At 63.3% G+C, this 19,392-nt stretch carries 14 protein-coding genes; 3 read left to right on the top strand and 11 right to left on the bottom strand.

The window, feature by feature from the left end:
- Positions 1–22: 22 nt before the first annotated feature.
- From GTP55_RS11530 to GTP55_RS11485, 10 genes are all read right to left on the bottom strand, one after another.
- Positions 23–1,144, bottom strand: a complete 1,122-nt coding sequence (locus GTP55_RS11530) for an alginate lyase family protein (protein WP_371868327.1) — start codon at positions 1,142–1,144, stop codon at positions 23–25.
- 170 nt (positions 1,145–1,314) lie between these two features.
- Complete coding sequence (locus GTP55_RS11525; RefSeq protein ID WP_202423676.1) at positions 1,315–1,791, bottom strand: VOC family protein; 477 nt, start codon at positions 1,789–1,791, stop codon at positions 1,315–1,317.
- Between the two features lie 86 nt (positions 1,792–1,877).
- Positions 1,878–4,256 carry a glycoside hydrolase family 3 N-terminal domain-containing protein gene (locus GTP55_RS11520; RefSeq protein ID WP_161045072.1) on the bottom strand — a complete coding sequence of 793 codons (2,379 nt, stop codon included), beginning with the start codon at positions 4,254–4,256 and terminating at the stop codon, positions 1,878–1,880.
- Between the two features lie 27 nt (positions 4,257–4,283).
- The gene (locus GTP55_RS11515) at positions 4,284–5,423 is read right to left on the bottom strand and encodes a sugar ABC transporter permease (protein ID WP_161045071.1); all 1,140 of its coding nucleotides are present in this window, start codon (positions 5,421–5,423) and stop codon (positions 4,284–4,286) included.
- A 12-nt stretch (positions 5,424–5,435) separates the two neighbouring features.
- Positions 5,436–6,962 carry a D-xylose ABC transporter ATP-binding protein gene (xylG, locus tag GTP55_RS11510; RefSeq protein WP_161045070.1) on the bottom strand — a complete coding sequence of 509 codons (1,527 nt, stop codon included), beginning with the start codon at positions 6,960–6,962 and terminating at the stop codon, positions 5,436–5,438.
- 9 nt (positions 6,963–6,971) lie between these two features.
- The gene (gene xylF / locus GTP55_RS11505) at positions 6,972–7,937 is read right to left on the bottom strand and encodes a D-xylose ABC transporter substrate-binding protein (protein WP_371868344.1); all 966 of its coding nucleotides are present in this window, start codon (positions 7,935–7,937) and stop codon (positions 6,972–6,974) included.
- 148 nt (positions 7,938–8,085) lie between these two features.
- Positions 8,086–9,861: an IlvD/Edd family dehydratase gene (locus GTP55_RS11500; RefSeq protein WP_161045068.1), complete on the bottom strand. Its 1,776-nt coding sequence runs from the start codon at positions 9,859–9,861 to the stop codon at positions 8,086–8,088.
- Positions 9,862–9,868: 7 nt separating this feature from the next.
- Complete coding sequence (locus GTP55_RS11495) at positions 9,869–10,744, bottom strand: SMP-30/gluconolactonase/LRE family protein (RefSeq protein ID WP_161045067.1); 876 nt, start codon at positions 10,742–10,744, stop codon at positions 9,869–9,871.
- Complete coding sequence (gene xylB / locus GTP55_RS11490) at positions 10,741–11,520, bottom strand: D-xylose 1-dehydrogenase (protein WP_161045066.1); 780 nt, start codon at positions 11,518–11,520, stop codon at positions 10,741–10,743. Before xylB ends, GTP55_RS11495 begins: the two co-directional genes overlap by 4 nt.
- A gap of 31 nt (positions 11,521–11,551) precedes the next feature.
- Positions 11,552–12,724 carry a fumarylacetoacetate hydrolase family protein gene (locus tag GTP55_RS11485; protein ID WP_161045267.1) on the bottom strand — a complete coding sequence of 391 codons (1,173 nt, stop codon included), beginning with the start codon at positions 12,722–12,724 and terminating at the stop codon, positions 11,552–11,554.
- Positions 12,725–12,986: 262 nt separating this feature from the next.
- Here GTP55_RS11485 and GTP55_RS30200 point away from each other — a divergent pair, with 262 nt between their 5' ends.
- Genes GTP55_RS30200 through GTP55_RS11470 form a run of 3 tightly spaced genes read left to right on the top strand, consistent with a single transcriptional unit; the run spans position 12,987 to position 18,628 of the window.
- Positions 12,987–14,150: an SGNH/GDSL hydrolase family protein gene (locus GTP55_RS30200; protein ID WP_371868326.1), complete on the top strand. Its 1,164-nt coding sequence runs from the start codon at positions 12,987–12,989 to the stop codon at positions 14,148–14,150.
- Complete coding sequence (locus GTP55_RS11475) at positions 14,147–15,757, top strand: glycoside hydrolase family 43 protein (protein WP_202423661.1); 1,611 nt, start codon at positions 14,147–14,149, stop codon at positions 15,755–15,757. The genes GTP55_RS30200 and GTP55_RS11475 overlap by 4 nt, the downstream gene beginning before the upstream one ends.
- Before the next feature lie 36 nt (positions 15,758–15,793).
- The gene (locus GTP55_RS11470) at positions 15,794–18,628 is read left to right on the top strand and encodes a glycosyl hydrolase 115 family protein (RefSeq protein ID WP_229257881.1); all 2,835 of its coding nucleotides are present in this window, start codon (positions 15,794–15,796) and stop codon (positions 18,626–18,628) included.
- Positions 18,629–18,653: 25 nt separating this feature from the next.
- On the opposite strand, the gene GTP55_RS11465 is transcribed toward GTP55_RS11470, so the two are convergent.
- Entirely contained in the window at positions 18,654–19,337 is a 684-nt protein-coding gene (locus GTP55_RS11465; protein ID WP_161045064.1) for a hypothetical protein, read from the bottom strand.
- Positions 19,338–19,392: the final 55 nt, after the last annotated feature.

Genomic DNA, 19,392 nt, shown 5'->3' with positions numbered 1-19,392 from the left:
CTCCATTTTTATAGGTCGGGAATTACCAAAGTACGGGTTGGCGGATGAAGAAATTGCGAATGACTTCTTCAACCGCCGAATCGGCGGGCAAGCTGGCCCACAAGGCCAGGTAGTCCGGCTTGCCGAGCGCGCGCCCGGCAAACAACAAGCTGGTCTGGCGCATCGGCCATTGCTTGTCATACATGACGTCCGGCGGCAACGGCCACTTACCTTTGTCGCGGATGTAGGGAACCATCCAGGCGACGGCCTTGGCCATGCTCCTGCCGTCGGGCGTGGCGTAGGTCCACAAATTGTCCTCGGGCGTGGACAGGACCTGGCACAGCGCGGCCAGCGCTTCCAGGTCGAACAGCGCGTAGCCATAGGGCTTGGTGCGTTTCAGTTCCAGCGGCAGGCTGCCGTCGGCGGCCACCTGGGTAGGCAGCAGCACAGTCTTGAAGCGCTCGCGGGCATACGCCAGCAGTTGCTGGTCGCCGGTCAGGTGGGCAAAGGCAGCGACTTGCAGCAGCCAGCACGAGCCGTGGTTGTTTTTGGCGTCGCGCTCTTCCTGGCCGTTCTTGCTGGTGGTCAGCCACTGAAGATAGTCGGTGAACCAGCGCTTGATTTGCCCTTGTTCTTCGGCGGATAAAACATCGCTGGCTTGCAGCACCTCGATGGCGCGCGCCACTTCGACCAGGTGCACGGTGTCGATGATGCCGATACCGCGGCCGGTGGTCCTGCCGGAAATCGCCTGCGCATACTGCAGATTGGGATTGAGCCGCGTGGCAGGATCGATGAACCAGGCGCGCAAGTGGGCGGCGGCGTGCCGTGCATAGCGAGGCTCGCCGGAGATCTTCCATGCCGCCACCAGCGCAGGCATTTGCACCGAGAACCCGACCAGCGCGCGCCGGTGGGCGACGAAGTTGTCGGGATTGGTCAGGCCGTCACGCTGGATATACGGGCCGCCGGGATGCGCCGGATCGGGCCACCAATAGTCGCCTTCCGAGTAGAAGTCATGCGCCCCGCCGCTGCTGCGCGGGCTGGAAAAAGCCGTGATCGTCAGCGGCGCTTGCGCCAGGGCGGCGTCGGCCGCGAGCAGGATGCGCTGCCGGTCAAGACCTGCGATATCGGGCGACTGCGCCTGCGCGACGCTCGCCAGGCATGCCACTGATAACAGAATACAAAGCATTTTGTAAAACATGTCCCCGCCATCATGAAATCGTTTAACTCTAGTTTTTAGAGCTATTTACGATTATTTTCTATTTTTTAGTAAAACGTTTAACTTAGTATATAGAAAAATGGCGGGCGGCGTCAACTTGCTTAGTTTTGGGGCTGTGACTAACCGCGCACGGCAGCTTCAATCTGGGCGACTTCGATCTTCCGCATTGTCATCATGGATTGGAAGGCGCGTTGGGCCACCGCGCCGCCCCGCGCCATCGCGTCGGTCAGCACGCGCGGCGTGATCTGCCACGACAGGCCCCACTTGTCCTTGCACCAGCCACACGCGCTTTCGGCGCCGCCGTTGCCGACGATGGCGTTCCAGTAACGGTCGGTCTCGGCCTGGTCGTCGGTGGCAATCTGGAATGAGAAGGCTTCGCTGTGCTGGAAGACAGGGCCGCCATTGAGGCCGATGCACGGCGTGCCGCAGACGGTGAATTCAACCGTCAGCACCTGCCCTGCACTGCCGCCGGGGAAATCGGATGGCGCGCGGTGCACGGCGCCTACTACGCTATCGGGAAAGGTACGCGCATAGAAGTTTGCTGCTTCTTCCGCATCCTGGTCGTACCACAGGCAGATTGTATTTTTCGCTACCATCATGTCTCTCCTCTGTTCGCCGCCCGGGCAGCCGATGCTGCCGGAGCGACGATTTTACAGAATCGAGAATGCGGTCAGCGCACCACTCAACCCACCATCAGCTTGACCGATTTCAGGTTGGCGCTGTCCGGACCGGCGTGGATGGTGAAGCTGCCCGGCTCCACCACGCGCTGCATCTCGGTGTTGTAGAACCACAGGTCGGACGGCTTGATGTCGAAACTCAGCGTGCGCTTTTCGCCAGGTTGCAGCGTCACGCGCTTGAACGCCTTCAGTTCCAGCACCGGCCGCGTGACCGAGCTGACGTCGTCGCGGATGTAGATCTGCACCACCTCGTCGCCGGCGCGCTTGCCGGTGTTGGTGACGTCGACTTCCACCTTGGTCGAGTCGCTCACGCCGATATTCGCCTTGGTCAGGCGCGGCTCGGAAATCGCAAACGTGGTGTAGCTCAGGCCAAAGCCGAATGGATACAGCGGCTTGGTCGAACCATCGATATAACCCCGGCGTGCCGACGGCTTGTGGTTGTAGAAGATCGGCAGCTGGCCGACGCTGCGCGCAATCGACACCGGCAGCTTGCCGCCCGGGTTGGCGCGACCGAACAGCAGGTCGGCAGCAGCGTAGCCGGTTTCCTGGCCCATGTACCAGCCTTCGATGATGGCGTCGGCCTTCTCCGCCAGCAGGTTGATCGACAGCGGACGGCCGTTGAGCAGGAACACCACGGTCGGTTTGCCCAGAGCGAAAATGGCGCGCGCCAGATCGTTCTGCTGGCCGAGCAGGTCCAGGCTATCGCGGTCGCCCAGGTGATTGTCGGCCCAAGCCTCGCGGCTGGTCTGCTCGTTGTCGCCCAGGACCATGACGATGGTGTCGGCCGACTTGGCCGCTTCCACGGCGGCGGCGATCAGCTTTGCATTCACTTCCGGCGGCGTGAACTTGATCTCGTCGGCGCCCCACACGCGGCTTTCGGTAATACGCACGCCTTCGGAGTACGCCAGCGAGAAGCCCTGCGCCTTGGCTTCCGCCTGCAGGCCGTCGAAGATCGACACCACATGGCGCGGATGATCCGAGTAACCCCCAATCGGCGTGTCCTTAGCGTGGGTGCCGATCAGCAGCAGCTTGCCGACCTTCTTGCCGTCCAGCGGCAGCACGCCCTTGTCGTTCTTCAGCAGCACCGGGGTGCGCGTCGCTGCCAGGCGCGCCAGCGCGACGGCGTCCGGTGCGGCGGTCAGGCCATCGGCCGCCTTGGCGTCCACGTATGGCTGCTCGAACAGGCCGGCCTGGAATTTCAGCGTCAGGATGCGGCGCACGACAACGTCGATTTCCGCTTCCGAAACGCGCTTTTCCTTGACCAGCTCACCCAGCGTTTTGTAAGCCAGGCCGTCCGGCGTTTCCACATCCACGCCGGCCTTGATGGCGCGCAGCGCAGCTTCCTTCGGCGTTGCCACCAGCTTGTGGCGCGTGATCAGTTCATTGATGCCGAAATAGTCCGACACGGTGATGCCCTTGAAACCCCACTCATCGCGCAGCACCTTGTGCAGCAGCCAGTTGTTGGCATGCGACGGCACGCCGCCGATCTCGTTATACGACGGCATGACGCAGCCGACATTGGTTTCCTTGATGGCCTTTTCGAACGGCGGGAAGAACTCCTCGCGCAGCGTGCGTTCGCTCACTTCCGCCGGACCGATATTGGTGCCGCTCTCCGGCTGGCCGTGGCCCGTCATGTGCTTCAACGTGACCAGCACTTTATCCTTGGCCAGCTTGGGATCGGTGCCGGCGAAGCCGATGATGGCGGCCTTGCCGATCTCGCCGCACACATAGGGATCTTCGCCGTAGGTTTCCTCTATACGTCCCCAGCGCGGTTCACGCGCCACGTCCACCACCGGCGCCAGCGCCAGGTTGGCGCCGCGTGCGCGCATCTCGCGTGCCGCCACGCTGAAAATCCTGGTGGTCAGATCGGTGTCGAACGACGAGGCAATGCCGATCGCCTGCGGGAAGGAGGTCGCATCGCGCGCCACATAGCCGTGCAGCGCCTCTTCATGCATGAACAACGGGATGCCGAGGCGGGTCTGCTCGACCGCCCACTTCTGCACCGCATTGGTGTAGGTCGCCGTCTCCAGCGCGTTGCGGTTGGCGGTGGCGCCGGTGTCGCCCGCGCCGGCGGCCTGGCCCAGCTGGCGGTCCGACGGCCGGCCAACCATGCCCAGGCCGTGCGGCCAGGCTTTCTGCGCCTTGGCAGCCGAGAACTCGCCCCTGGCGTCCTGGATCTCGGTCTTGGCCTGCCATGTGCACTGCATCTGCGCGATCTTCTCTTCCAGCGTCATGCGGCCCAGCAGGTCATCGACACGCTTTTCCACCGGCAGCGATGCATCCTTGTAAGGCGACGACGCGGCGGCCAGCGCCATCGGCGGCAGCATGGACAGGCCGGCCATGCCGGTGACGGAAGTCAGGAACTGCCTACGGTTATTACTCATGCATTGTCTCCTTGGGTTTTTATAGTTTTACCGCTTACCTGCACGGGTGCTCACATCCACCCAGACCGCCAGCGTCAAAATTGCGCCTTTGACGATCATCTGCCAATACGTATCCACGTCCAGCATCGACATGCCGTTATCCAGCGACGCCATCACCAGCGCGCCAATCAGCGCGCCGTGCACGGTGCCGGAGCCGCCGCGCATCGAGGTGCCGCCGATGAAGCAGGCCGCAATCGCATCCAGCTCGCCCGAGGTGCCGGCCGATGGCGAACCCGCCGCCAGGCGCGCCGTGTTGACGATGCCGGCCAGTGCGCACATCAAGCCCATGATGCCAAAGATCCACAGCTTGATCGACTTGACGTTGATGCCCGACAGGCGCGTCGCCTCCATGTTCGAGCCGACCGAGTACACGCGACGGCCGAACACCGTCTGCGTGGTGACATAGCTGAAGATGCCCAGCAGCGCCAGGAGCAGCAGCACCGGCAGCGGAATGCCTTCGTAGGAATTGAAGGTAATGACAAACGCCGCCAGCACCGCGCCGAGAATCGCCAGCTTGGCGGCGTCGCGCCACACCGGCGCCACTTCCAGCGCATGCCTTGCCTTGCTGCTGCGCTGTTGCAGGATCAGATAGACCGCCACCACGAACAGCAGCACGCCCAGCGCGATGCCCAGCGTCGGCGACAGGTAGGCCTGGCCTATGTAGACCATGTCGTCCGACACCGGCGCGATGGTGGTGCCGCCGGTAACGCCCAGCACAATGCCGCGATACGCCAGCATGCCGCCCAGACCGACGATGAATGACGGGATGCCCAGATACGCCGTCAGGTAGCCGTTGAACAGGCCAATCAGCAGGCCGACCACCAGCACGGCCGCCAGCGTCACCGGCAGCGGCAGATGGTGCGTCACATCGAGCACCGCCGCGATGCCGCCCAGCAGGCCAAGCAGCGAGCCGACCGACAGGTCGATCTCGCCGGCGATGATGACCAGCGACATGCCGCAGGCGACGATGCCGGTAATCGCCATCTGGCGCATCAGGTTGGACAGGTTGCGCGGCGTGAGGAAGCCACCCTCGGTGTGATAGCTGAAGAACATCCAGATCAGCGCGACCGCGATCAACAGGGCCAGCATCTTGTACTGCGTGAACAGCTGTTTCAAATTACTTTTCATTGGTAGTCCTCATCAATGCGCTTGGTCCAGCGCTGCTGCCAGCACGGTTTCCTGGCTCAGATTGTCGTTGACGAAATCGCCGCGTAAATGGCCTTCGCCGATCACCAGCACGCGGTCGGAAGTGCCCAGCACCTCGGCCAGTTCGGACGACACCATGATGATCGACACGCCCTGCCTGGCCAGGTCGAACATCAGCTGGTAAATCTCAAACTTGGCGCCAACGTCCACGCCGCGGGTTGGTTCGTCGAGGATCAGGATCTTCGGCTTGGTGAGCAGCATCTTGGACAGCACAGCCTTCTGCTGGTTGCCGCCCGACAGACCGGTAATCGGCAGGAACGGGCTGGAAGTCTTCAGCTTGACGCTCTTGATCTCCTTGCGGATGGTCGCCAGTTCGGCTTCCTGATCGATGCGGGTGCCGCGCGCGAAGTCGCCCAGCACCGCCAGCGTCATATTGTGGCCGACGCCGAGATCCGGCACGATGCCGTGATGCTTGCGGTCTTCCGGCACCATGGCCAGACCGTTGCGGATCGCCTTGACCGGCGTGCTGGTATCCAGCTTCTGGCCATTCAGCCAGACTTCCGCTTCGCTCCGGCCCGGATAGGCGCCGAAGATGGCCGACACCAGCTCGGTGCGGCCAGCGCCTACCAGACCGGCGATGCCGAGAATCTCGCCCTTGCGCAGCTTGAAGGAGATGTTATCGACGCGCTTGCGCTCCAGATTGTCCGGGTCGTAGCAGGTCACGTTGCGCGCTTCGAAAATCACTTCGCCGGGCGTATGTTCGCGCTGCGGATACAGCTGCGTCATTTCGCGGCCCACCATCTGCGCGATGATGCGGTCGATATTCATCTCCGACATCGGCGTGGTGGCGATATGCTGGCCGTCGCGGATGGTGACGATGGTGTCGCAGATGTCCGCCACTTCATCCAGCTTGTGCGAGATGTACACGCAGGTGACGCCCTTCGCCTTGAGCGAATGGATGATCGTCAGCAGCACCTTGATCTCGGACGCCGTCAGCGACGACGACGGCTCGTCAAGAATCAGCAGGCGCGCATTCTTGTTGAGCGCCTTGGCGATCTCTATCAGCTGCTGGTGGCCGCCGCCGTACTGCTTCACCGGCAGCACCACGTTGACGTCGTTGATGTTCAGTTCCTTGAGCAGCTCCTCGGCGCGGCGGTTCATGGCCGCATAGTCCATGCGGCCACCCGGCAGCGTGATCTCATTACCGAGGAAGATATTCTCCGCCACCGACAGCTCCGGCACCAGCATCAGCTCCTGATGGATGATGACGATGCCGGCCGCCTCGGTTTCGCGGATGGACTGGGCCCGCAAAGGCTGGCCGTCCCAGATAATCTCGCCGTCCCAGGTGCCGTGCGGGTACACAGCGGACAGCACTTTCATTAACGTCGACTTGCCGGCGCCGTTCTCGCCGCACAAGCCGGCGCATTCACCGGCCTTGAGCTTGATGTCGATGCCATTCAACGCGCGCACGCCGCCAAATTCCTTGACGATGCCGCGCATTTCCAGAAGATATTCGGCCATGCTGATTCCTTAGTTAGCGGTCAGCTGGGCCTTGGTGTAGAAGCCGTCATCGGCCAGCACATTGACATTGGCCTTGGTCAGCGCCACTGGCGCCAGCAGCATCGTGCTGACATTCTTGAAGCCGTTGTTATAGGACGAGTTGAAGGCCGGCGCTTCATTGCGCACCAGCTTCACCGACAAACGCGCCGCTTCGGTGGCGATCACTTTCAGCGGCTTGTAGACGGTCATGGCCTGGGTGCCGGCGATGACGCGCTTGACGGCTGCGAGGTCGGCATCCTGACCGGATACCGGCACTTTACCGGCCAGCTTTTGCGCGGCCAGCGCCTGGATCGCGCCACCGGCGGTGGCGTCGTTCGATGCCACCACGGCGTCGATCTTGTTGCCGTTGGCAGTCAGCGCGTTTTCCACGATGGCCAGCGCTTCGGAGGCGCTCCAGTCCTTGGTCCACTGCTTGCCGACCACCTTGATGTCGCCCTTGTCGATCAGCGGTTGCAGCACTTTCAGCTGGCCTTCGCGCAGGATCTTGGCGTTGTTGTCGGTCGGCGCGCCGCCCAGCAGGTAGTAATTACCTTTTGGCTTGATCGCCACCAGCGTGCTGGCTTGCAGTTCGCCGACCTTGGCGTTGTCGAAGGAGATGTAGGCGTCGATATCGGCGTTGAGGATCAGGCGGTCGTACGACACCACCTTGATCTTGGCCTTCTTCGCTTCGCGCACGGCGTTGTTCAGCACCGTGGCGTTGTAGGGAACGATGACCAGCACGTCAACGCCGCGCGAGATCAGGTTTTCGATCTGCGCGATCTGGCGCTGCTCGCTCGCGTCGGCCGACTGCACGTAGACCTTGGCGCCGAGCTTCTCCGCTTCGGCGGTGAAGTAGTCGCGGTCACGCGCCCAGCGTTCCAGCCGCAGGTCGTCGATGGAAAAGCCGATCTTCGGGTTCTTGGCATCGGCCATGGCCGCGCCGCCGCTCAGCGCCATCGTTGCGCCGATAACAGCGCTCACTACAATCTTCTTCATTTTTGTCTCCGTTAATTAAATTCTTGCGTCATTCCCGCGAAAGCGGGAATCCATGCCGACGATGCGCAGCTTGTATGGATCCCCGCTTTCGCGGGGACGACGGGCCAGGTCAATGGTTGTGTCGCGCCAGCGTCTGCCCCACTCCCCGGTATTCGAGCGCCAGCTCCATGCAGGCGCCGGTTTCCATCTGGCCGACGGTGGCGCGGTACAGCTGCTGCCAAGGCGTCTGGCTGGCCGGTACCGGCGGAATGCCTTCGGCCTTGCGGCTGGCCAGTTCCTCGTCGGTGATCAGCATATTGCAGCTGCCTTCGTTCAGGTCCACGCGCACGGTATCGCCGGTGCGGATGTAGGCCAGGCCGCCGCCTACCGCGCTTTCCGGCGAGGCGTTCAGAATCGACGGACTGTCCGAGGTGCCGGACTGGCGGCCGTCGCCCAGCGTCGGCAGCCAGTTGATGCCGCGCTTGATCAGCGCGTCCGGCGGTTGCATGTTGACGACTTCCGCCGAACCAGGCCAGCCGATCGGACCAGCGCCGCGAATCACCAGGATGCAGTTCTCGTCGATATTCAGCGCAGGATCATTGATGCGGTCGTGGTAATCGCCCGAACCGTCAAACACGATGGCGCGCGATTCGAAGATGTTTTCCTTGCCAGGAGCGCTCAGATAGCGCTGGCGGAATTCCGGCGAAATCACGCTGGTCTTCATGATGGCGAAGTCGAACAGATTGCCCTTCAGGACGAAGAAGCCCGCATCTTCCTTCAGCGGCGCGTTGAACGGGTAGATCACTTCGCGGTCGTTGGTCTCGCGGCCGATCAGATTCTCGGCCATGGTCTTGCCGGTGACGGTAAAGCGGTCGGAGCGCAGTTTGCCCTGCTGTTCCAGCTCCCACATCACGGCCGGCACGCCGCCGGCACGGTGGAAACGCTCGCCGAGGAATTTACCGGACGGCTGCATGTTCAGCAGCAGCGGCACCTTGTGGCCGTATTCCATCCAGTCGCTGGACTTCAGCTCCACGCCAGCATGGCGCGCCATGGCGACGATGTGCTGCTGGGCGTTGGTGGAACCGCCGATGGCGGCATTGACCACGATCGCATCGAGGAAGGCGTCGCGGTTCAGGATCTGCGACGGCTTGATGTCCTGCTTGGCCATTTCCACAATGCGCTTGCCGGTTTCGTAGGCCATCTGGCCACGTTCGCGGTATGGCGCAGGAATCGCCGAGCAGCCGGTCAGCGACATGCCCAGCGCTTCCGCGATCGCGTTCATGGTCGACGCGGTGCCCATGGTGTTGCAGTGACCTGCCGACGGCGCCGAAGCGGCGGCGATTTCCAGGAACTTCTCGTTGTCGATTTGGCCGGCGGCCAGCTGCTTGCGGCCTTTCCAGATCGCCGAGCCGGAACCCACCAGTTCACCATCCAGCCAGCCGTCCAGCATTGGACCGCCGGACAGCACGATGGCCGGAATGTCGACCGTGGCGGCAGCCATCAGCTGCGACGGCGTGGTCTTGTCGCAGCCGGTGGTCAGCACCACGGCGTCGATCGGATAGCCGTGCAGGATCTCGACCAGGCCCATATACGCCAGGTTGCGGTCAATCGCGGCGGTCGGACGGCGGCAGTTTTCAAAGATTGGATGCAGCGGGAATTCCATGGCAATGCCGCCCGCGTCGCGGATGCCGTCGCGCACGCGCTTGGCCAGCTCCAGGTGGATGCGGTTGCAGGGGCTGATGTCGCTGCCCGATTGTGCGATGCCGATGATCGGGCGGCCGGAACGCAGTTCCTCCGGCGTGATCCCGTAATTCATGAAGCGCTCAAGATACAGCGCGGTCATATCGATGTGGTCCGGATTATCGAACCAGTCCTGCGAGCGGTAGCGACGCGATTGGGTGCTCATAGAGTGCCTATTCTGGAATGTACAAGTGTTGCAGTTGTCCCGGCGAGGCCACGCGGAAGCTGAAGATGCCTCCCGCCAGTGGCTCCCGGCTCAGTTCTTCAGCCGACAGGCCCTTGCGGGCGGTGGTCACGAATACGGTGCGCAAATCTTCGCCGCCGAAGGTGACCTTGGTGATATTCGAACACGGCATGTTGATGGTGTCCAGCAGTTGGCCGGATGCCGCATAACGCTCGATGCGCGCACCGCCAAACAGGCCAACCCACAGCGCGCCGTCGGCGTCCACCGCCGTGCCGTCCGGGTAGCCGCTGCCTTCGATGCGCACGAACACGCGCTTGTTGGACAGGTTGCCCTGCTCGTCCAGGTCAAACGCGTAGATGGTTTTTTCCAGCGTGTCCGTGTGGTAGAAGGTACGGCCGTCCGGGCTGACGCATGGACCGTTGGTGATGACGTAGCCGCCGTCCTTGTGCTGCACGGCTTCGCCGGCAGCGTGGCGATACAGCGCGCCGCTGGACGCTTCCTCGGCATTGTCCATGGAGCCGAACCACAGCGCGCCGTGGCGATCGACATAGCCGTCGTTGAGGCGATTGCCCGGCAGGTGTTCCTCCAGCGGATGCAGCGGCGTCAGTTCGCCGGTCTCGAACGAGAAGCGCTCGATGCGGCCCGGCAGGCCGCAGACGAAATCGCCGCCGTGCATCGGCAACGCAAAGCCCACTTCATCCGGCACCGTCCAGCTCTGGCGACGGCCGCCGTCTTCGGCGCAGCGATGAATCGCGCGCTGCTTGATGTCGACGAAGTACAGCGCCTTGTCTTCCGCGTGCCATACCGGGCCTTCGGCCAGCGTCGCGCCCAGAGGCCAGATGCACTCAGGCTGGTAGAGATTCATGCTCCATACCATCCGGCGTCGACGAAGTAATCGCGGCCGGAGCAGCGTCGTGCATTGTTCGAGGACAGGAACAGCGCCATGGCGGCGATGTCTTCCGGCTCCACGCTTTGCGGCAGCACCTGTGCATCCAGGATCGCCTGGCCGGCTTCCGGCGAGTGCCACAGCGCCTTCTGGCGCTCGGTCAGCACCGAGCCAGGAATGATGGTATTGACGCGGATACCGTCTTTACCCAGGTCGCGCGCCAGGCCACGCGTCAGGCCTTCGATGGCCGCCTTGGCGGTCATGTAAAGCGTCAGGTCCGACAGCGCCAGATGCCACGAGATGGAGCCGAAGTTCAGGATCACGCCGCCGCCGGCCGCCTTCATGCCCGGCGCTACGGCTTGCGCGCAGAAGAACTGATGGCGCAGGTTGACGGCCAGGCTGTCGTCCCAGTATTTAGGGGTGACGTCCTGCACCTTATGACGGTTGTCGTTGGCCGCATTGTTGATCAGGATTTCAATCGCGCCATGGTCTTTTTCGATCTGCGCGATCACATTGGACAGCGCTTCCAGGTCGGTCAGGTCGCAGTGGATGAACTGCGGCGCAAAATTGGCGTCTTTCAGGCTGTCCGCCAGCGCTTTCGATGCATCGACGACGATATCGATGAAGAATACCTGCGCGCCTTGCTTGACGAAGGCATCCACGATGCCGGCGCCAATGCCCGTGCCACCGCCAGTGATCAGAACCCGCTTGCCTGCCAGGTCCGGGTAGGTCGCGTAGACCAAAGTTTGCCCCATCTTGTTTCTCCTCCTGAGATATTGTTTTGTTTTAGTTGAGCAGGCCGCGCTGGGCCAGATTGCGATACAGGGCACGCACGCCGAAGGTCCACGGCGCTGCGGTGGTGCTGAGTTGTACGTGATTGACCAGCATGCCCAGCGACGGGCTGCTGATGCTGACGCGGTCACCCAGCTTGTGGGTGAAGCCCGCGCCCGGCGCGCCACGGTCTTTGATCGGCGAGAACATGGTGCCGAGGAAGAGCATAAAGCCGTCCGGGTACTGGTGATGGGCGCCGCTGGTCTGCGACACCAGGTCGAGCGGATCGCGGCTGATTTCGCGCATGCGGCTCTCGCCGTCCAGTCGAAATTCATCTTCGGCGCCTTCGATCAGCAGGCGCAGTTCCGCATTGCGCACGGTGTCGATGGTGAAGCTTCCGTCGAACAGGCGGATGAACGGGCCGATGCCGCACGAGGCGTTGTTGTCCTTGGCCTTGCCCAGCAACAGCGCGCTGCGGCCTTCGATGTCGCGCAGGTTGACGTCGTTGCCCAGCGTGGCGCCGACGGTTTGCGCGCGGCTGTTCACGGCCAGCACAATCTCCGGCTCCGGGTTGTTCCATTTCGATTCCGGATGCAGGCCGACGTCGGCGCCGAAACCGACCGCCGACATGGGCTGCGATTTCGAGAACACTTCCGCGTACGGGCCGATGCCCACTTCCATATATTGCGACCAGGCGCCGCGCGCGATGAATTCCTGCTTCAGCTTTTCCGCTTCCGGCGAACCTGGCTTGATGGCCGACAGGTCGGCGCCGATATCTTTCAGCAGGGACGAACGCAACTCGTCGGCGCGCGCTGGATTGCCCCCTGCCTGTTCTTCAATCACGCGTTCCAGCAGGCTGACGGCGAAGGTGACGCCGCAGGCTTTGATAGCCTGCACGTCGCATGGCGCCAGCAGCCGCACCGGCGCGTCGGCGCCATTCAACGCGGCTTCGATCAGCGCCTCCACGCGGCCCAGCGACTCGCCCTGCGCAGCGCGCGCGAAAGCGGCGGCATCGTCGTGGTCCAGAAGATCGGAGACGGTGGCCGCCTGCGCGGTGATGTCGAATACCTCGCCCTGGCGCACCACCACCACGCTGGGGCCATTGACGTCATTGCGCCACACGCGGCCTACCAGCAGGGCGTCCGACAAATCGGCGGGAAGATGCGCCGCAACGGGCGCGTGGTTCAGCGTATTTTTCACAGAATATCCTTGTCTCATATGGCTGGTTTCGTGCTGCCACCAGGCTGGCCGATTCCGGCATTTTTGTTGCACCTACCATCTTATTACCCTAAAATGAATAGCGCTAACATTTTATGAGTGTGAAGGAATTATGCGATCAAGTCAACACGCTTTACCCCGTTATTTCAGCGCCATCATTATGGCTGGCCTGATGCAAACGGCAGCCGCAGGATCGTCTGCACACGCGCCTGCGCCAACGCCTTCACACTGGGTGGCGACTTGGGGTGCAGCGCAACAAATCCCCGATGCGAATAACGAACTCGCGGCCGAACATTGGCGTGACGCCAGCTTGCGGCAGGTCGTCCATCTTACTCTGGGAGGCAAGCAGTTTCGGGTCCGCGTCAGCAATGTATATGGCACTGCACCATTAACGCTGGACGCGGCCAGCGTAGCGCTGGCGCAGACCGCCGGCGAGGCCGGCGTCCAGCCCCCTACCCTGCGCGCACTGACATTCGGCGGCCGCGCCAGCGTCACTATTCCGGCCGGCGGGGAATACTACAGCGACGCCGTCGCCATGGAACTCAAGCCCGCAGCCGACCTGGCGATTTCGCTCTATTTCAAAGGCGAACCGGCCCGCCAGACCTCCCACAGTGGCGCGCGCGCCACGACTTTCCTCGCCAAAGGCAACCGCGTGATGGACGCTGCGTGGGCCGATGCCGGCAAGGTCACGCGCTGGTACGCCATCAGCGACGTCGAAGTGCAGGCGCCACGCAACGTCGGCGCGCTGGTGGCGATCGGCGACTCGATCACCGACGGCTACGGCGTGCCATCCGATACCAACACACGCTGGACCGATGTGCTGGCCGCGCGCCTGCGCGACAATAAAGATACGCTGGGCGTGATCAACGCCGGCATCGGCGGCGGGCGCTTGCTGAAGGATGGCCTGGGCCCGAATCTGGTCTCGCGCTTCGACCGCGACGTGCTGTCGCGCGCCGGCGTCACGCATGCGCTGGTGATGATCGGCGTGAACGACTTTGGCATCCAGCACCGAAATGGCCCGGACACCCCGGCCGACCGCCAGCAACTGCTGGCCGACCTGAAGGCAGGATACCGCCAGCTGGCCGAACGCGCGCATGCGCATGGCATCTGCCTGATCGGCGGTACCGTGACGCCTTACGTCGGCAGCGACTACTATCACCCGGAGCCGGAAAACGAAGCGGACCGCCAGGAACTGAACCAATGGATACGCACTGCCGGCGTGTTTGACGCCATCGCCGATTTCGACGCCACGCTGCGCGACCCGGCGCAGCCGTCGCGCATCAAGCCTGTGTACGACGGCGGCGACCACCTGCATCCATCGCTGGCCGGATATCGCGCGCTGGCGGAGACCGTGCCACTGGCCGCGTTGCGCCGCCAATGCGGAGCCGCCAAATGATGGCCGTGCGCGCGGCGCTGATGGCGATGGTGTCATTCGCGGCGGCGGCTGCGCCGGCGGCGGCCTCCGCGCAGGCGCCTCAACCTGCCACCTACACCAATCCGGTCCTGAGCGGCTTCCACGCCGACCCAAGCATCTGCCGCGTGGGCGGCGACTACTACCTCGCCACCAGCAGCTTTGAATACTTCCCCGGCGTGCCGATTTACCACAGCAAGGATCTGGTCCACTGGCGCCAGATCGGCCACGCGCTCACGCGCGCCAGTCAACTGAACCTGGCGCATACCCGCAGCTCGCAGGGCATCTACGCGCCAACGCTGCGCTGCCACGACGGCGTGTTCTACATGGTCACCACCAATATGGAGGGCGGCGGCGCATTCTATGTGCACACCAAGGACCCCGCCGGTGAATGGTCGGAACCGGTGTGGCTGAACGACCCAAGCTTTGCCATGGATCCGTCGCTGTTCTTCGACGATGACGGCAAGGTCTATTACACCCGCCACGGGGGCGGTGAGCATGGCGGCGTCTATCAGGCGGAAATCGACCTCAAGGCCGGCAAGCTGCTGGAGCAGCCGCGCCTGATCTGGTCCGGGACCGGCGGCGTATGGCCGGAAGGTCCGCACCTGTATAAATACAACGGCCTGTATTACCTGATGATCTCAGAGGGCGGCACCTCTTATAACCACAGCCTGACGATGGCGCGGTCGTCGTCGCCATTCGGGCCTTTCACGGCCAATCCATCGAATCCCATCCTCACGCATCGGGGCCACCCGGAGCTGACGCTGCAGGCCACTGGGCACGGCGATCTGGTACAAACGCCGGAAGGAAAATGGTGGATGCCGCTGCTGGGTATACGTCCGGTCGATAAACGCCATCACCTTGGCCGCGAAACGCTGCTGGCGCCAGTCGCGTGGAACGACCAGGGCTGGCTGGTCGTCAACAAGGGCCAGCCGCTGACGACCGAGATGGCGGCCGATGGCCTGCCGCCCTCCTCGCCATGGCCCGCCGAAGCCGTGCGGGACGATTTCAGCGCCTCCCGGCTTGGCCTGCAATGGACGCTGCTGCGCGGCCCCGGCGACGGCCTGTGGTCATTGACCGAGCGTCCCGGATTCCTGCGCCTGAAAGGCAGCAGCGTCACCATGAACGACATCGCCCAGCCGGCGTTTGTCGCGCGGCGCCAGGAACACATGCGAATGCGCGCCGCCACGCAGCTCGAATTCCAGCCGACCGACGCCGCCCAGGCGGCAGGCCTGGTGCTCCGCCAGAATGAGAAGAACTACTACGAATTGCGCGTCACCGGCACGCCGGAACGCCGCGTGGAACTGGTAGCGCGCGCAGGCGGCGTCACCACGCTCAAGGCAGCGGCGCCGCTGCCGCCAGGGCCGGTGCAGCTGCAAGTGGAGTCGTCGGCCAAGCAATATGCGTTCAGTTTTGGCAGCGGCGACGGGCCATTCAAATTGATCGGCACTGTTCCCACCGCACCGCTGTCATCAGAATCGGCGGGCGGATTTACCGGCGTCTTTATAGGCATGTATGCCGAAGGCGCAGGGAAGCAAACCATGCCGGCAGCAGATTTTGCCTGGTTCGATTACACACCGCTGGAAAAATAAAACGATATGAGACAACCCGTTCTTGCCGCCGGGGCCATGTTACTGGCCCTGCTTTGCCACACCCTGCCCGCGCAGGCGCTGGGCCAGAAAAAACTGGCCTGGTTCGATCAACCACCCGCCGGCGCGGTGGCGCTGGCCCGCAACGGCGAGGCCGCGCGGCTGTATGTCGATTCATCCGACCATGTCGGCGTGCTGCGCGCGGCTGGCGACCTGCAGGCCGATATCGCCCGCGTGAGCGCTGCCAAGCCGGCGCTAGTCAAGGATGGCAAGCCGGCTGGTACGGACGTCATCATCATCGGCACCATCGGCAAGAGCGCCTTGATCGACCAGCTGGTCACCGCCGGCAAGCTGGATGTTTCAGCCATCAAGGGCAAGTGGGAAGGCTGGCAGGTGCAGACCGTCAGCAAGCCGCTACCGGGCGTGGAGCGCGCGCTGGTGATTGCAGGCAGCGACAAGCGCGGCACCATCTACGGCATCTATGAGATGTCGGAGCAGATCGGCGTCTCGCCATGGAACTGGTGGGCCGATGTGCCAGCGGCCAGGCACGCAAGCCTGTATGCCTCGGCGCCCGCTGCGGTCAGCGATGCGCCGGCGGTGCAGTATCGCGGCATCTTCCTGAATGACGAAGCGCCGGCGCTGACCGATTGGGTCAAGCAGCGCTACGGCGGCTTCAATCACCAGTTTTATGAGAAGGTGTATGAGCTGATCCTGCGCATGCGCGGCAATTACCTGTGGCCCGCCATGTGGGGCAAGGCCTTCTACGATGACGACAAGTTGAACGGCAAGGTGGCCGACGACTACGGTGTCGTCATCGGCACCTCGCACCATGAGCCGATGATGCGCGCGCATGATGAATGGCGACGTTACGGCGGCGGCAGGCCGTGGGACTACAACCGCAGCGCCGATGCGCTGCGCGATTTCTGGACGCAGGGACTGCGCACGTCGCAAGGCCAGGAGAAGCTGATCACGCTGGGCATGCGCGGCGACGGCGACGAGCCGATGTCGGAAGGCGCCAACGTTTCGCTGCTGGAGCGCATCGTCAGCGACCAGCGCAGCATTATCGCCAGGGAGATCAATCCGGACGTGACCAAGGTGCCGCAGGTATGGGCCCTGTACAAGGAAGTGCAGGAGTATTACGAGAAAGGCATGCGAGTGCCGGACGATGTCACGCTCCTGTGGTGCGACGACAACTGGGGCAATATCCGCCGCCTGCCGACCGCCGAAGAACGCAAGCGCGCAGGCGGCGCCGGCATTTACTACCACTTCGACTACGTTGGCGGTCCGCGTTCCTACAAGTGGCTCAACGTCACGCCGCTGCCGAAGGTATGGGAACAGATGCATCTGGCATGGCAGTACCAGGCGAACAAACTGTGGATCGTCAATGTGGGCGACCTCAAACCGATGGAGGTGCCGATTGAGTTCTTCCTGACCTATGCCTGGAATCCGGCGGCATGGCCTGCCGAACGTCTGCCGGACTACCTGAAGCTGTGGGCGACGCGCGAATTCGGACCGCAGTACGCGGATGATATCGCCGACATCGTGGCCAAGTACACAAGGTACAACGGCCGCCGCAAGCCGGAGCAGCTGGAGCCGAATACCTACAGCCTGGTGAACTATAACGAGGCGGCAAGCATCGTCGAGGACTACAACGCCATTGCGGCGCGGGCGGAGAAGATTTCCGCCGCCCTCCCGGCCAACCAGCGCGATGCGTTCTATCAGCTGGTGCTGTATCCGGTGAAGGCCAGCGCGGTGGTGAACGAGCTGTATGTGACGGCCGGCCTGAATCAGTTGTACGGATTGCAGGGCCGCGCAGCGACCAATGACCTGGCAACGCGGGCGCGTGCCTTGTTTGCGCAGGATGCGGAACTGGTGCGGCGGTATCACGAGGATATCAGCGGCGGCAAGTGGAACCACATGATGTCGCAGACGCACCTCGGCTACACGTACTGGAACCAGCCGCCGCGCAATGTGATGCCGCCGGTGACCGAGATGCAGGTACCGAAGGAAGCCGATATGGGCGTTGCAGTGGAAGGCAATGCGCAGGTCTGGCCTGGACCGGGCGGCGAGATGCTGGCCCTGCCCGCGCTGGACGTGTTTGAGAAAAAGGCGCGGTTTGTCGATATTTTCAATCGCGGGCAGCAGGCGTTTGACTATAAGGTGTCCGCCAGCGAGCCGTGGATTACGCTGGATAAGCCGGCGGGCAAGGTGGCGCGCCAGCAGCGCGTAATGGTGGATGTGCGTTGGGCGGAGGTGCCGGATGGGGTGCGCAGCGCTACGCTGACCATCTCGGGCGCTGGCGTCAGGACGACGGTTGCGGTCCCGCTGCGCAAGCCGGCTGGCGCGGCGGCGTTGAAAGGGTTTATCGAAGTGGGCGGCGTAGTGTCGATGGACGCGGAACACTATACGCAGGCGGTGGCGGCGGACCAGCGCGCGTGGCAGCGGATTCCGGATCATGGCCGCACGCTGTCCGGCATGACAGCGCTGCCGGTCGATGCGCCAGCCGACGAAAAACCGCGTATGCGGCTCGAATACGAGATGCAGCTGTTCAGTGTCGGCAAAGTGGAGGTGCAGGCGACGCTGGCGCCGACGCAAAAGTTCAAGCCCGGCGCCGGCCTGCGCTACGCGGTGTCGATCGACGACGAAGCGCCACAGATCATCAGCATCCACGCGGACAGCAGCGAAAAAGCCTGGGAGCGTACCGTCTCTGACGGTGCAACGGTACTGACCTCGCAGCACCAGATCGACAAGCCGGGCAAGCACACGCTCAAGTTCTGGGTGGTGGATGCAGGACTGGTGCTACAAAAGCTGGTGGTCAATGCCGGCGGCCTGCGCCCGAGCTACCTCGGCCCGCCGGAGAGCCCGCGCCAGTAGGCCTTACACGTGCCTGCGAGCTGCATCAGCGCACCTCCGCTTTGCACAATCCCTTTGGCGTCCAGTGATGGACCAGCGTGGTCGGCGCAAGGGAGGGGTCGTGCAGGATCAGCGCGAAGCCTTTGCGTGGCTCGGGTCCCGGCGCCATCAACAGCATGGGCGGACCGGCGCGCACCACCATGGTGTTGCCTGGCCCCCGTCCCACCTGCACGCCATCCGGCGTTTCGAGGCAGGAGTCGCCGCTGACTGCGTAAAACGCTTCCGGCCCCGAATGCACGTGCAGCGGTGCCGTCATGCCGGGGCTGAAGGTGGATTTCAGGAACTCCGCGTCGTACTGCGTATCTTTATCGACCGGAATAGGCCCAACCTGCGCAACGTGCTCCCCATTGCTCGGATGCGACGCGGACGGCCCGACGGTGAACAGCCAGATGCCGCCAAACGCCCGGACCACCGAGCCGCTACCAGCCAGGTCGCGTTGGGCCGCTTCCACGCTGGGATACTTATCCAGGTTCCAGTACACAGCGTCGACACCAAGCTTGCCCAGGCTCTGGTGGGAAAGAAGACAGGCAGGCCCCGGCACATCGTCCTTGCCGCCACCCTCCTCACATTGACGGGACGTGGCCTGCGCCAATGCGGGCGTGCCAAGACTGAGGCCTATCCACGCGACTAAAACATAGCCAACTCGCCTGAACACCAGAATGTTTGACATGAGACGCTCCTCGCGAACATGCTGCAAAATGGGTCGTGGCCAGTGCCGGGCCACG

Origin of the sequence: Duganella margarita (assembly GCF_009857535.1) — a bacterium.
GTDB classification, from domain to species: domain Bacteria; phylum Pseudomonadota; class Gammaproteobacteria; order Burkholderiales; family Burkholderiaceae_D; genus Rugamonas; species Rugamonas margarita.
This window is presented reverse-complemented; position numbering and strand designations above follow the sequence as displayed.